General features: G+C 73.2%; 14 protein-coding genes. All 14 read left to right on the top strand.

The window, feature by feature from the left end; genetic code table 11:
* Positions 1–97: 97 nt before the first annotated feature.
* The 14 genes from rho (at position 98) to atpA (ending at position 13,279) form a co-directional block, all read left to right on the top strand.
* Positions 98–2,278: a transcription termination factor Rho gene (rho, locus tag ACI8AP_RS10190; protein ID WP_456589224.1), complete on the top strand. Its 2,181-nt coding sequence runs from the start codon at positions 98–100 to the stop codon at positions 2,276–2,278.
* 136 nt (positions 2,279–2,414) lie between these two features.
* Positions 2,415–2,648, top strand: coding sequence for a 50S ribosomal protein L31 (rpmE, locus tag ACI8AP_RS10185; RefSeq protein ID WP_456589223.1), 234 nt, complete (start codon positions 2,415–2,417; stop codon positions 2,646–2,648).
* A gap of 114 nt (positions 2,649–2,762) precedes the next feature.
* Positions 2,763–3,842 (top strand): peptide chain release factor 1, encoded by a 1,080-nt coding sequence (gene prfA / locus ACI8AP_RS10180; protein ID WP_456589222.1) that lies wholly within the window; start codon positions 2,763–2,765, stop codon positions 3,840–3,842.
* Positions 3,839–4,696 (top strand): peptide chain release factor N(5)-glutamine methyltransferase, encoded by an 858-nt coding sequence (gene prmC, locus ACI8AP_RS10175; protein ID WP_456589330.1) that lies wholly within the window; start codon positions 3,839–3,841, stop codon positions 4,694–4,696. Before prfA ends, prmC begins: the two co-directional genes overlap by 4 nt.
* A gap of 17 nt (positions 4,697–4,713) precedes the next feature.
* The gene (locus ACI8AP_RS10170) at positions 4,714–5,361 is read left to right on the top strand and encodes an L-threonylcarbamoyladenylate synthase (RefSeq protein ID WP_456589221.1); all 648 of its coding nucleotides are present in this window, start codon (positions 4,714–4,716) and stop codon (positions 5,359–5,361) included.
* A gap of 174 nt (positions 5,362–5,535) precedes the next feature.
* Complete coding sequence (locus ACI8AP_RS10165) at positions 5,536–6,840, top strand: serine hydroxymethyltransferase (protein WP_456589220.1); 1,305 nt, start codon at positions 5,536–5,538, stop codon at positions 6,838–6,840.
* A gap of 3 nt (positions 6,841–6,843) precedes the next feature.
* Positions 6,844–8,112, top strand: coding sequence for a glycosyltransferase family 4 protein (locus tag ACI8AP_RS10160; RefSeq protein ID WP_456589219.1), 1,269 nt, complete (start codon positions 6,844–6,846; stop codon positions 8,110–8,112).
* Positions 8,109–8,591 (top strand): hypothetical protein, encoded by a 483-nt coding sequence (locus tag ACI8AP_RS10155; protein ID WP_456589218.1) that lies wholly within the window; start codon positions 8,109–8,111, stop codon positions 8,589–8,591. Before ACI8AP_RS10160 ends, ACI8AP_RS10155 begins: the two co-directional genes overlap by 4 nt.
* Before the next feature lie 128 nt (positions 8,592–8,719).
* Positions 8,720–8,935 (top strand): AtpZ/AtpI family protein, encoded by a 216-nt coding sequence (locus ACI8AP_RS10150; RefSeq protein WP_456589217.1) that lies wholly within the window; start codon positions 8,720–8,722, stop codon positions 8,933–8,935.
* A complete protein-coding gene (gene atpB / locus ACI8AP_RS10145) occupies positions 8,932–9,759 on the top strand; it encodes a F0F1 ATP synthase subunit A (RefSeq protein WP_456589216.1) in 828 nt (275 codons plus the stop codon). The genes ACI8AP_RS10150 and atpB overlap by 4 nt, the downstream gene beginning before the upstream one ends.
* Before the next feature lie 108 nt (positions 9,760–9,867).
* Positions 9,868–10,101 (top strand): ATP synthase F0 subunit C, encoded by a 234-nt coding sequence (atpE, locus tag ACI8AP_RS10140; RefSeq protein ID WP_346619795.1) that lies wholly within the window; start codon positions 9,868–9,870, stop codon positions 10,099–10,101.
* A gap of 55 nt (positions 10,102–10,156) precedes the next feature.
* Positions 10,157–10,720, top strand: coding sequence for a F0F1 ATP synthase subunit B (locus ACI8AP_RS10135; protein WP_456589215.1), 564 nt, complete (start codon positions 10,157–10,159; stop codon positions 10,718–10,720).
* Entirely contained in the window at positions 10,720–11,592 is an 873-nt protein-coding gene (locus ACI8AP_RS10130; protein WP_456589214.1) for a F0F1 ATP synthase subunit delta, read from the top strand. The genes ACI8AP_RS10135 and ACI8AP_RS10130 overlap by 1 nt, the downstream gene beginning before the upstream one ends.
* Before the next feature lie 49 nt (positions 11,593–11,641).
* A complete protein-coding gene (gene atpA, locus ACI8AP_RS10125; protein ID WP_456589213.1) occupies positions 11,642–13,279 on the top strand; it encodes a F0F1 ATP synthase subunit alpha in 1,638 nt (545 codons plus the stop codon).
* Positions 13,280–13,281: the final 2 nt, after the last annotated feature.

Raw genomic sequence — 13,281 nt, 5'->3', positions numbered from 1 at the left:
GTCTCCTGACGCGCACCCGCCCTCCGGGCCGGTCCGCCGGGGACCGGGCACCCCCTGCGCTGAGACGCGCAGGTCACCCGCAGGGAAGGACCTGTACGTGAGCGAAACCACCGACCTCGGCACGACCGGCGCGCCCGATGCCGCCGCCTCCGCCGAGGGCACTGCCGCTTCTGGGACGGCGGGCCGTCCCCGCCGCCGCGGCAACGGGCTGTCGGGCATGCTCCTGCCCGAGCTGCAGCGCCTGGCCGGCGAGCTGGGCATCCCCGGCACCGGCCGGATGCGCAAGAGCGACCTGGTCGCCGCCATCTCCGCCCGCCAGGTGGGCGCCGGCTCCGAGGGCGGCGCGCCTGCGCCGCAGACGGAGAGCGGCTCCACCGGCGGCACCGACGCCCCGGCCGGCGTCGCCGCGTCGGCGGCCCCCCTCGAGGCCCCGGTCAGCGGCGGCGCCAACGGCGGCCCCCTGACCACGGAGGCGCCGGTCCGCACGCGGCGTGCGGCCAGCCGCCCCGCCGGATCGCCCGGCGCCCCCGCCGAGGGCTCCGCCCCAGCGGTGGGATCGCCCGGCGCCCCCACCGAGGGCTCCGCGCCGGCGGTGTCCGCCCCGGCGGAGGCTCCCACCGAGGCCCCGGCGGTCCCCGCAGCTGAGTCGGCACCGGCCGGCCCGCGCGAGGACGAGCAGCGCGACGGCGACCGTCCGCAGCGCACCCGCGGCCGCAACCGCGGCGAGCGGGACGGCAGCCGTGACGGCGGCCGGGAGAACAACGACCGCGCCGAGCGGGGCACCCCCCGCGACGGGGGCGAGCGCGCCGGCAACCGCGACGGCGGCCGGGAGAACAACGACCGCGCCGAGCGCGGCGCCACCCGCGACGGCGGCGACCGCGCGGAGCGGGGCAACCGGGACGGCGGCGCCCGCGACGGCAACCGGGGCCCCGACCGGGACCGCAACGACCGGGGCGGTCGGCCGGACAACCGCACCGACAACCGCACCGACGGCGGCCGCAACGAGCGCCCCGCCGAGGACGACGACGAGGACTTCGAGGGTGGCCGCGGTCGCCGCGGTCGCCGGTACCGCGACCGCAACAAGCGCGGCGGCGGCAACCGGGACCGCTTCGAGGCGGGCGAGCCGACCGTCAGCGAGGACGACGTCCTGCTGCCCGTCGCCGGCATCCTCGACGTCCTGGACAACTACGCGTTCGTCCGGACGTCGGGCTACCTGACCGGGCCGAACGACGTGTACGTCTCGCTGTCGCAGGTGCGCCGCTACGGGCTGCGCCGCGGTGACGCCATCACCGGCGCGGTCCGCCAGCCGCGTGAGGGCGAGCGCAAGGACAAGTACAACGCGCTGGTCCGCCTCGACACGGTCAACGGGCTGGACCCGGAGCAGGCCCGCAACCGGCCGGAGTTCACCAAGCTCACCCCGCTCTACCCGCAGGACCGCCTGCGGCTGGAGACCGAGCCGCACCTGCTGACCACCCGGGTCATCGACCTGGTCATGCCGATCGGCAAGGGGCAGCGCGCGCTGATCGTCAGCCCGCCCAAGGCCGGCAAGACGATGGTGCTCCAGTCGATCGCCAACGCGATCACGACGAACAACCCCGAGTGCCACCTGATGGTCGTCCTGGTCGACGAGCGTCCGGAAGAGGTCACCGACATGCAGCGCTCGGTGAAGGGCGAGGTCATCGCCTCGACCTTCGACCGGCCGCCGGCGGACCACACCACCGTGGCGGAGCTCTCCATCGAGCGGGCCAAGCGCCTGGTCGAGATGGGCCACGACGTCGTCGTCCTGCTGGACTCGATCACCCGCCTGGGCCGCGCCTACAACCTGGCGGCCCCCGCCAGCGGGCGCATCCTCTCCGGCGGTGTCGACTCCACGGCGCTCTACCCGCCCAAGCGCTTCCTCGGCGCGGCCCGCAACATCGAGAACGGTGGCTCGCTGACGATCATCGCCTCGGCGCTGGTCGAGACCGGCTCCACGATGGACACGGTCATCTTCGAGGAGTTCAAGGGCACCGGGAACGCCGAGATCAAGCTGGACCGCCGGCTGGCGGACAAGCGGGTCTTCCCGGCGGTCGACGTCAACGCGTCGGGCACCCGCAAGGAGGAGATCCTCATGTCGCCCGACGAGCTGGCCATCGTCATCAAGCTGCGCCGGGTGCTCGCCGCGCTCGAGCCGCAGCAGGCCCTGGAGCTGCTGCTCGACAAGCTGAAGAAGACGCGCAACAACGTCGAGTTCCTCATGCAGATCCAGAAGACGACGCTGGGCCCCGGCGGGGAGTGACCCTCCCGCCCGCCGGCGGGGCTCGAGCATCAGGGATACTGAGCAGCTGAGCCCCGTCGGCGCGGCCGGAAATAGCCGTCCGGTCCCCGGCGTTCACAGCACTGAACGACACAGACTCCGCAGAAGAGGCGCAGCCATGAAGCCCGACATCCACCCGGCCTACAACGTCACCACCGTGACCTGCGGCTGCGGCAACACGTTCACCACCCGCAGCACGAGCCCGACCGGTCAGCTGACCGTCGAGACCTGTTCCGCCTGCCACCCCTTCTACACCGGCAAGCAGCGCATCCTCGACACCGGCGGTCGCGTCGCCCGCTTCGAGAAGCGGTTCGGCAAGCGCGCCGCCGGCGCCTCGACCGACGCCCAGTAGCACCCCCGACGGCGCCCGTCCCACCCTCGCGGTGGGACGGGCGCCGTCGTCATGTCCAGCTCCGTCCGGCTGCTCCACGGTGGTGGAGCACCCCCGTCCCGAGAGGCAGCAGCGATGAGCAGTACCGAGACGTCGGCGCCCGACCGGCTGGCCGGGCTGCTCGCCGAGCACGCGCGCCTCGAGCAGGAGCTGGCCGACCCGGCGGTGCACGCCGACCAGTCCCGCGCCCGCCGGATGGGTCGTCGCTACGCCCAGCTGGCTCCGCTCGTGGAGACCGCTCGCGCGCTCGACGAGGCGCGCGACGACCTCGGCGCGGCCCGGGAACTCGCCACGGAGGACGCATCCTTCGCCGCGGAGGCGACCGCGCTCGAGCGGCGGATCGCCGCGTTGACCGACCGGCTGCGCGAGCAGCTGCTGCCCAAGGACCCCGACGACGACAAGGACGTCATCCTCGAGATCAAGGCGGGGGAGGGCGGCGCGGAGTCGGCGCTGTTCGCCGGCGACCTGATGCGCATGTACCTGCGCTACGCCGAGCGGCGCGGGTGGTCCACCGAGGTGCTCGACGCCGTCGAGGCCGAGCTCGGGGGGTACAAGGACGTCGCGATCGCGGTCAAGTCCCGCACCGACGAGGGCATCTGGTCGCGGCTGAAGTTCGAGGGCGGCGTGCACCGGGTCCAGCGGGTGCCCGTGACCGAGAGCCAGGGGCGCATCCACACCTCCGCGGCCGGGGTGCTCGTGCTGCCCGAGGCGGAGGAGGTCGACGTCAGCGTCGACCCGAACGACCTGCGCATCGACGTCTTCCGCTCCTCGGGCCCGGGCGGGCAGAGCGTCAACACCACCGACTCCGCGGTCCGCATCACCCACCTGCCCAGCGGCATCGTGGTCAGCTCGCAGAACGAGAAGAGCCAGCTGCAGAACCGGGAGTCCGCGCTGCGCGTGCTGCGCGCCCGGCTGCTGGCGGCCGCCCGCGAGGAGGCCGCGGCGACCGCGAGCGACCAGCGGCGCAGCCAGGTGCGCACCGTCGACCGCAGCGAGCGGGTGCGCACCTACAACTTCCCGGAGAACCGCATCTCCGACCACCGGGTCGGCTACAAGTCGCACAACCTCGACCAGGTGCTCGACGGCGACCTCGACGGCGTCATCGACGCGCTGGTCAGCGCCCACACCGCCGAGCTGCTGGCGGCCGGCTCCTGAGCGCCCGCGCGCTGCTCACGGCGGCGTCCCGCCGCCTCGCCGAGGCCGGCGTCGAGTCGCCGCGGGTGGACGCCGAGCTGCTGCTCGCCCACGTCCTCGGGGTGGCACGCACCCGGCTGCTGACCCTGGACGCCGTCGACGACGCGGCCGCCGAACGGTTCGAGGAGCTGCTCGGCCAGCGCGCCGACCGGGTGCCGCTGCAGCACCTGACCGGCCGGGCGCCCTTCCGGTACCTGGAGCTCGCGGTCGGGCCCGGGGTGTTCGTGCCGCGGCCGGAGACCGAGCAGCTGGTGGGCTGGGCCCTCACGCGGCTGGCCGGCGTCGCGGCGCCCGTCGTCGTCGACCTCGGCTCCGGCTCGGGGGCGATCGCCCTCTCCCTCGCCCACGAGCACCCCGGCGCGCGGGTGACGGCGGTGGAACGCGATCCCGGGGCGATCGGCTGGACCCGGCACAACGCCGCTGCCCGCGCCGCGGCGGGGGACACCCCGGTCGACGTCGTCGCCGGGGACATGACCGATCCGGAGCTGCTGCGGGAGCTGGACGGCGCCGTCGACCTCGTGGTCAGCAACCCGCCGTACGTGCCCGACGGCGCGCGGGTGCCCCGGGAGGTCGCCGACCACGACCCCCCGCTGGCCCTCTGGGGCGGCCCCGACGGGCTGGACGTCGTGCGCGGGCTGCTGGTCACCGCGGCCCGGCTGCTGCGGCCCGGCGGCTGGCTGGGCATCGAGCACGCCGATCAGCAGGGGAAGGCACTGCCCGCCGTCGTCCGCGCCCACGGCGGGTTCACCGACGTCCACGACCACCCCGACCTCGCCGGCCGCCCCCGCCACACCACCGCTCGCCGCTCCGGCTGAGCCCTGCGGAAGACTGCATGTCCGTGGCCGACCTCTACGACTGCTCCGACCCCGAAGCCCGCGCCGCCGGCCTGGACGCCGCCGCGGCGGCCATCAGCCGGGGTGAGCTGGTGCTGCTCCCGACCGACACCGTCTACGGCGTCGCCGCCGACGCCTTCGCGCCCGCAGCGGTGACCCGGCTGCTGGCCGCCAAGAACCGGGGGCGGGCCATGCCGGTCCCGGTGCTCGTCGGCGAGGCCTCCACCCTGGCCGGGCTGGTGCTGCAGACCCCCGCGGTCGCCACGCGCCTGGCGCAGGAGTTCTGGCCCGGTGGGCTCACCCTCGTGCTCGAGCACGCCCCGTCGCTGGCGTGGGACCTCGGTGACGCCGAGGGCACGGTGGCCGTCCGGCTGCCCGACGACGAGCTCACCCGCGACCTGCTCCGCCGCACCGGGCCGCTCGCCGTCTCCAGCGCCAACCGCTCCGGTCGCCCCGCGGCGACCATCGCGGAGGAGGCCGTGCAGCAGCTCGGCGAGCACGCCGCGGTCGTGCTCGACGGCGGCCCGCGGGACAGCTCGGCGGCGAGCACGATCGTCGACTGCACCGGCCCCGCACCTCGGGTGCTGCGCGTCGGCGCCGTCCCGGTCGAGCGGCTGCGCGAGATCGCGCCCGAGCTCACCGACTAGGAGGACCCCCGTCCTCCCCAGCCTGCGCACGCTCAGGGCGGGCTCCGGGGGACGGGGCCGCTTCTCGGGTCACCTGTCCGCACGCGTCGGAGGGATACCGTGGAGCACTGACCGCCGCGCGCCCGGAGCCGGGTACCGCGGGCGCCCGCACGGACGTTCTGGAGCGCGACCGAGATGAGCACGCCCTACTGGGGACCGGACTTCGGGGCCCTGGCCGCCGTCGATCCCGACATCGCCGACGTGGTCACCGACGAGCTGGACCGGCTGCGCGGTGGGCTGCAGCTGATCGCCAGCGAGAACTTCACCAGCCCGGCCGTCCTCGCGGCGCTCGGCAGCACGCTGTCGAACAAGTACGCCGAGGGTTACCCGGGGCGCCGCTACTACGGCGGGTGCGAGGTCGTCGACCGCGCCGAGGAGATCGGCATCGCCCGGGCCAAGGAGCTCTTCGGCGCCGAGCACGCCAACCTCCAGCCGCACTCCGGCGCCAACGCCAACCTGGCCGCGTACGGCGCCTTCCTCCAGCCGGGTGACACCCTCCTCGCCATGGCGCTCCCCCACGGCGGGCACCTGACCCACGGCGCGAAGGTCTCCTTCTCCGGCAAGTGGTTCAACGCGGTGCAGTACGGCGTGGACCCGCGCACCGAGCACATCGACTACGACCAGGTGCGCGACCTCGCCCGGGAGCACCGGCCCAAGATGATCATCTGCGGCGGCTCGGCCATCCCGCGGCTGATCGACTTCCCGCTCTTCCGGGAGATCGCCGACGAGGTCGGGGCGATCCTGATGGTCGACGCCGCGCACTTCATCGGCCTGGTCGCCGGCAAGGCGATCCCGAGCCCGGTGCCCTACGCCGACGTGGTCACCTTCACCACCCACAAGGTGCTGCGCGGGCCGCGCGGCGGCGCGATCGTGTGCAAGGCGGAGCACGCCAAGGCCATCGACAAGGCGGCCTTCCCGATGATGCAGGGGGGCCCGCTCATGCACGCCGTCGCCGCCAAGGCGGTGAACTTCAAGGAGTGCCTCCAGCCGGAGTACCAGGCCTACGCCCGCCAGGTGATCGCGAACGCGCAGGCGCTCACCGAGGGCCTGGCCGCCGAGGGGCTGCGGCCGGTGGCCGGCGGCACCGACACCCACCTGGCGCTGCTGGACCTGCAGGAGACCGGGGTGACCGGTGCCGACGCCGAGGCCCGGTGCGGCGCCGCCGGCATCGTGCTGAACAAGAACGCGATCCCGTTCGACCCGCAGCCGGCCTCGGTCGCCTCGGGCATCCGGGTCGGCAGCCCCGCGGTCACCACCCAGGGCATGACCGAGGCCGACATGAAGTCGATCGCCTCGCTGATCGGTGCCGCGATCCGGGACGCCGACGGCAGCCGCACCGCCGAGGTGGCCGCGGGTGTCCGCGAGCTGGTCGGTGCCCACCCCGCCTACCCTCACCCGACCCGGCCGACTGCCTCCCCCGAGCCGACGCGGACCGTCTGACCCGTGCGCGAGTACGTCGTCGTCCTGCTCACCGCGGCGCTGGTCACCTTCCTGGCCACGCCCGTGGTGCGGATGATGGCGATCCGGCTGCGGATGATGGCGGCCCCGCGTGAGCGCGACGTGCACGTCATCCCGACCCCGCGGGGCGGCGGCGTCGCCATGTACCTGGGCGTGGTGGCCGCCGTCCTGGTCGCCTCGCGGCTGCCGGCGCTGCAGCGGACCTTCGACGACACCCAGGTCTACGCGGTGCTCGTCGCGGGCGGGCTCATCTGCGCGCTCGGGGTGCTCGACGACAAGTGGGGCCTGGACGCGCTGACGAAACTCACCGGTCAGATCGCCGCCGCGGGCGTGATGGTCCTCATCGGCGTGCAGCTGGCGTTCCTCTTCCTGCCGTTCGCCGACATCGGCACCGTCTCGCTCGGCCCGGACGTCGGTGTGCCGCTGACCATCCTGCTGACCGTGTTCGCGGTGAACGCGCTGAACTTCATCGACGGGCTCGACGGCCTCGCCGCGGGGGTCTCGGCGATCGCCGCGCTCGCGTTCTTCGCCTACAGCTACAACCTGGGGCTGACCGGCTACGGCGACGTCGCGAGCGCCCCGGCACTGATCACCGCGGTGCTGGCCGGGACCTGCCTGGGCTTCCTTCCGCACAACTTCAGCCCGGCGCGGATCTTCATGGGCGACTCGGGCTCGATGCTCGTCGGGCTCATGCTGTCGGCCGCGGTGGTCACCGCCACCGGGCGGGTGGACGCGCAGACCTTCGGCTCCGCCGCCAGCCTGCTGCCCCTGACGCTGCCGCTGCTCGTGCCGATCGCCATCCTCTTCATCCCCTTCACCGACCTGGTGCTGGCCGTCGTCCGGCGCACCCGCGCGGGACGCTCACCGTTCTCTCCGGACAAGATGCACCTGCACCACCGGCTGCTGTCGATCGGGCACTCGCACAAGCGCGCGGTGCTCGTCATGTACTTCTGGGCGGCCCTGCTCTCCTTCGGCGCGGTCGGGCTCTCGATCACCGGTGGGCAGGTCGAGCTGCTCGTGGCGATCGCCGTCCTGCTCGTCGTCGGCGTGGTCGTCGTGCTCAGCCCGCGGGCGCGCCGGGCGGCCCGGGAGGCCCGCGCCGCCGAGATGGAGGCGCAGCGCCGGCGCAGCCGGGCCGACCACCCGACCGCACGTGCCGCCGTCCCCCGGGCGGCGCCGCACCGCCGGGCCGCCGGGGTTGCACCACCCGCCGCTGGGACCAGTTCCCCTGATCCCCGGGAGACCGTCGGATGAGCACCTCACGCACCACCCCGCCGGCCACCGGCGGCACCTGGGACGTCTCCTTCCTCCGCGTCGGGGCCCTCGTCACCGCCGCCGTCGCGGTCGTCGCGGCAGCGCTGGCGTGGCTGCTGGGGGAGGGCAGCGACGCGGTGGCGGTGCTGGTCGGCGCGGTCATCGTCACGGCGTTCTTCGCCGTCTCCGGCCTGGCGGTGGCCTGGGCCGGCCGGATCGGTGACACGCTCACGCTCCCGGTGGCGCTGCTCGCGTTCATGGTGAAGGCGATGGTGCTCTTCGGCGTGCTGCGCGCCCTGCCCGAGGAGGGCTGGCTCGACCAGCGGACGCTCGCGTGGTCGGTCGTGGTCGGCGCGCTCCTCTGGAGCGGGATCCAGCTGCGCTGGGTGTGGACGCGGCAGGTGTTCTACGTGCCCCCGCCGGCACCACCCGGACGGGGGACCGTCGAGCACCCGCCGAGCGGCGGCGGGGACGGCTGATAGTGTCCGAGCCGATGGCCGACAAAACCTCCGGAGACGGAGGCGCTCGTCCACGCCCTGCGAGCCCGGCTCGTCAGCCCTCCGGGGCGGACGCTGGCTGGGCGGTCACCGGGACGATCCTCTCCGGGATGGCCGTGTGGGGCGGGGTCGGGTGGGTGCTCGACCGGTGGCTGGAGACGCGGTTCTTCCTGCCGGTGGGCATCCTTCTCGGAGTCGCGGTTGCCATCTACGTGGTCGCCGTGAAGTTCGGGGCCTTCGACCCGCTCCCCGGGTCGGAGGAGGCCAGCAGCACCCAGGGCGGGCGACGAAGCCCGCCCGGCAGGACGCAGAAGGGACGAAGGTGACCTCCAGCGCTTCCGCGCTCAGCGGCGTGCTCGCTGTGGAGAGCGATCCCGGCGGCGGTTTCACGCCCCCGGGGATCGGCGAGTTCTTCCCCGAGACCCTCTTCGGCTTCTCGTTGCTCGGCATCCAGTTCGACTTCGACCGGATCATCCTGGCGATGTGGCTGGCCACCGCCGCGATGCTGGTCTTCCTGGTGCTGTCGGCGCGCAAGGCGGCGATCGTCCCCGGCCGGCTGCAGTTCATCGGCGAGTCGGGCTACTCGCTGGTGCGCGACGGCATCGCCCGCGACGTGGTCGGCCCCAAGGGGCTGCCGTTCGCCCCCTTCCTGGCCTCGCTGTTCTTCTTCATCCTGGCCAACAACCTGCTGGCGATCATCCCCGGCATCCAGATCTCGCCGATGGCGCGGTTCGCCTTCCCGCTGGTCCTGGCACTGATCTGCTGGGTCGTCTACATCGGGGTCGGCATCAAGAACCAGGGCCTGTGGCCCTACTTCCGCGACATCATGTTCCTGCCGGGTGTGCCGAAGCCTGCCTACATCCTGGTGACGCCGCTGGAGATCCTGCAGAACTTCGTCGTGCGGCCGTTCACCCTGGCGATCCGGCTCTTCGCCAACCTCTTCGCCGGCCACATGCTGCTGGTCACCTTCGCGCTGGGCGCCACCTACCTGTTCACGGTGGGCAACTTCTCGGCCGTCTTCGGCCCGCTGTCGGCGCTCATGGCGATCGTGATGACGTTCTTCGAGCTGCTGATCATCTTCCTGCAGGCCTACGTCTTCACCATGCTGATGGGCACCTACCTCAACGGTTCCGTCGAGGCCGCGCACTGATCTGATCAGGTGGCCGCGCCGCGGTCGCCCCACGCACTGCACCACCCGCACGATCCCGCCAGCCGCCCGGTAGCTACCGGGCGACCGACACAGGAGGAACACCCCGCAATGGACGTTACGGCAGAACTGGTCGGCAGCATCGGCTCGGTCGGCTACGGCATCGCCACGATCGGCCCCGGCATCGGTGTCGGTCTGGTCTGGGCCGCCTACATCCAGGCCACCGCCCGCCAGCCCGAGTCGGCCGGCCTGACCCGTACCTACGCCTTCCTCGGCTTCGCCCTCGCCGAGGCGCTGGCCCTCATCGGCTTCGTCGCCCCCCTCGTCTACGGCACGGGCAGCTGATCCCTACCCGTCGCACGGGTACGGATCACCGATTCCAGACAGGGACGTGCAGAGCATGAGCATCCTGGCCGCCGAACAGCCGAGCGTGCTTCTCCCACCACTCGGCGAGATCATCATCGGGCTGATCGCCTTCCTGATCCTGCTGTTCGTGATCGCCAAGTTCGTCGCGCCCCGCTTCGAGCAGGCCTTCCAGGCCCGCCGCGAGGCGATCGAGGGCGGCATCGAGCGCGCCGAGGCCATGCAGGCCGAGGCGAAGGCGGCGCTCGAGCAGTACCGGGCGCAGCTCGCCGAGGCGCGCACCGAGGCCGCGCAGATCCGGGACCAGGCCCGCGCCGAGGGCCAGCAGATCCTCGAGGAGCTGCGGGCGCAGGCGCAGGAGGAGTCGGCGCGGATCGTGGCGCGGGGCGAGGAGCAGATCGCTGCTTCCCGCCAGCAGGTCGTGCACGAGCTGCGCGGCCAGATCGGTGCTCTCGCCGTCGAGCTCGCCGGGCGGGTCGTCGGGGAGTCCCTCGCCGACGAGGCGCGCCGGCAGGGCACCGTCGACCGCTTCCTCGACCAGCTCGACGGCATGGTCGGGACCGGTCGGCGGGGCGGCGCGACCGCCGAGAGCGCGCGCTGATGGAGGCCTCGAGCCGCGCCGCGCTCCTCGTGGCCCGTGAGCGACTGGCCGAGCTGACCCGGGACCCCTCGGGGCTCCTGGGCCGTGCGCGCGACCGGATCACCGGTCAGGCGCGGGCCACCTCCGCCGAGGACCTGCTCACGCTGGCCGGTGAGCTGTTCTCGGTCGCGCGACTGCTCCAGGCGCAGCCGTCGCTGCGGCGGGCGCTGTCCGACCCCGCGGGCAAGCCGGAGGAGCGGGCCGCCCTGGTGCAGCGGCTGTTCGCCGACCGCCTCTCCCCGGTCGGGCTCGACCTGCTCGGGGTCAGCGTGCGGCAGCGCTGGTCGCGTCCCCTGGACCTGGTCGAGGCCGCCGAGGACCTGGCGACCGAGGCAGCGCTGGACGCCGCCGACGTCCGGGGTGAGCTGGACGACGTGGAGGACGAGCTCTTCCGCTTCGGCCGGATCGTCTCGGGCGACCGTGAACTCTCGCGCATCCTCAGCGACCGGAGCGCCTCCCCGCAGGGCAAGGGGGAGCTGCTCGAGCGGTTGCTGTCCGGCCGGGTCAGCCCGGTCACCGAGCTGCTGCTCCGCAACGTCCTGACCGGCTCGCACGTCGGTCAGGCCGCGGTGGCCGTCGAGCGGCTCTCCGAGGCCGCCAGCCGCCGTCGTGGTCAGTCGGTCGCCCGGGTGACGACGGCGGTGCCGCTCACCGCCGCCCAGGAACAGCGGCTGACCGAGGTGCTCGGCCGCCTGTACGGGCGGACCATCGGGCTGCAGGTGACCGTCGACCCGACGGTGCTCGGCGGCCTCCTCGTCCAGGTGGGCGACGAGGTCATCGACGGCAGCATCGCGCATCGGCTGGAAGCCGCCCGACGGCAGCTCGCCGGCTGACCGCCCACCACCACTGATCACGACCCCGCAGGGAAGAGGACTCCACGCCATGGCCGAGCTGACGATCTCCGCAGACGAGATCCGCAGTGCCATCCAGAACTACGTCACCGAGTACTCGCCTGACGTGTCCCGCGAAGAGGTCGGGATCGTCACCGAGGCCGGCGACGGCATCGCCCGGGTCGAGGGCCTGCCCTCGGTCATGACCAACGAGCTGCTCGAGTTCGAGAGCGGCGTCCGCGGCCTGGCGCTGAACCTGGACACCCGCCAGATCGGTGTCGTCGTCCTGGGTGACTTCGCCGGGATCGAGGAGGGGCAGCAGGTCCGCCGGACCGGGGAGGTCCTCTCCGTCCCCGTCGGTGACGGCTACCTCGGGCGCGTGGTCGACTCGCTCGGCAACCCGATCGACGGTGCCGGCCCGATCGCCACCACCGGCCGGCGCGCCCTGGAGCTGCAGGCGCCGACCGTGGTGCAGCGGCAGTCGGTGCACGAGCCGATGCAGACCGGCATCAAGGCCATCGACGCCATGACGCCGATCGGCCGGGGGCAGCGGCAGCTGATCATCGGTGACCGGCAGACCGGCCGGACGGCGATCGCGATCGACACCATCATCAACCAGCGCCAGGCCTGGGCGACCGGCGACCCGAAGCAGCAGGTCCGCTGCATCTACGTCGCCGTCGGCCAGAAGGGCTCGACGATCGCCTCCATCCGCGCGGCCCTCGAGGACGCCGGCGCCCTGGAGTACACGACGATCGTCGCCGCCCCCGCCTCGGAGGCCGCCGGCGTGAAGTACATCGCCCCCTACACCGGCTCGGCCATCGGCCAGCACTGGATGTACGAGGGCAAGCACGTCCTGATCGTCTTCGACGACCTGTCCCGCCAGGCCGAGGCCTACCGCGCCGTCTCCCTGCTGCTGCGCCGCCCGCCGGGCCGCGAGGCGTACCCGGGTGACGTCTTCTACCTCCACTCCCGGCTGCTGGAGCGCTGCGCCAAGCTCTCCGACGAGCTCGGCGGTGGCTCCATGACGGGTCTGCCCATCGTGGAGACCAAGGGCAACGACGTGTCGGCGTACATCCCGACCAACGTCATCTCGATCACCGACGGCCAGATCTTCCTCGAGACGGGTCTGTTCAACTCCGGTGTCCGCCCCGCCATCAACGTCGGCATCTCGGTGTCCCGCGTCGGCGGCTCCGCGCAGATCAAGGCGATGAAGTCGGTCGCCGGCCGGCTGCGCCTGGACCTCGCGCAGTACCGCGAGCTCGAGGCGTTCGCCTCGTTCTCCTCCGACCTGGACGCCTCCAGCCGGGCCACCCTGGAGCGCGGTCAGCGTCTGGTCGAGCTGCTCAAGCAGGGCCAGTACTCGCCGTACCCGGTGGAGCGCGAGGTCGTGTCGCTGTGGCTGGGTACGACCGGCAAGCTCGACCGCGTCCCGGTCGCCGACGTGCGCCGCTTCGAGTCCGAGTTCCTGGAGTTCGTCGGCCGCGGTGACAACGCCGTCTTCGAGTCGATCCGCCAGACGAAGAAGCTGGAGGACGACGCCGTCGCCAGCCTCGAGCGGGCGGTGGAGACCTTCTACGGGCAGTTCACAACCTCCGAAGGGCAGTCGCTCGCGGGCAACGAGCCCGAGGCCGAGGCCATGGACGCCTCGGAGCGGGGCCAGGAGCGCGTCCAGGTCAAGCGGGGCAGCTGACC

Source organism: Blastococcus sp. SYSU DS1021, assembly GCF_054050995.1.
This window is presented reverse-complemented; position numbering and strand designations above follow the sequence as displayed.

Excerpts from the sequence above, each read along its gene's own strand:
- atpE (WP_346619795.1), top strand. The coding sequence starts at position 9,868 with ATGGACGTTACGGCAGAACTGGTCGGCAGCATCGGCTCGGTCGGCTAC.
- prfA (WP_456589222.1), top strand. The coding sequence starts at position 2,763 with ATGAGCAGTACCGAGACGTCGGCGCCCGACCGGCTGGCCGGGCTGCTC.
- ACI8AP_RS10165 (WP_456589220.1), top strand. The coding sequence starts at position 5,536 with ATGAGCACGCCCTACTGGGGACCGGACTTCGGGGCCCTGGCCGCCGTC.
- atpA (WP_456589213.1), top strand. The coding sequence starts at position 11,642 with ATGGCCGAGCTGACGATCTCCGCAGACGAGATCCGCAGTGCCATCCAG.
- ACI8AP_RS10130 (WP_456589214.1), top strand. The coding sequence starts at position 10,720 with ATGGAGGCCTCGAGCCGCGCCGCGCTCCTCGTGGCCCGTGAGCGACTG.
- ACI8AP_RS10170 (WP_456589221.1), top strand. The coding sequence starts at position 4,714 with ATGTCCGTGGCCGACCTCTACGACTGCTCCGACCCCGAAGCCCGCGCC.
- ACI8AP_RS10150 (WP_456589217.1), top strand. The coding sequence starts at position 8,720 with ATGGCCGTGTGGGGCGGGGTCGGGTGGGTGCTCGACCGGTGGCTGGAG.
- rpmE (WP_456589223.1), top strand. The coding sequence starts at position 2,415 with ATGAAGCCCGACATCCACCCGGCCTACAACGTCACCACCGTGACCTGC.
- ACI8AP_RS10135 (WP_456589215.1), top strand. The coding sequence starts at position 10,157 with ATGAGCATCCTGGCCGCCGAACAGCCGAGCGTGCTTCTCCCACCACTC.
- ACI8AP_RS10155 (WP_456589218.1), top strand. The coding sequence starts at position 8,109 with ATGAGCACCTCACGCACCACCCCGCCGGCCACCGGCGGCACCTGGGAC.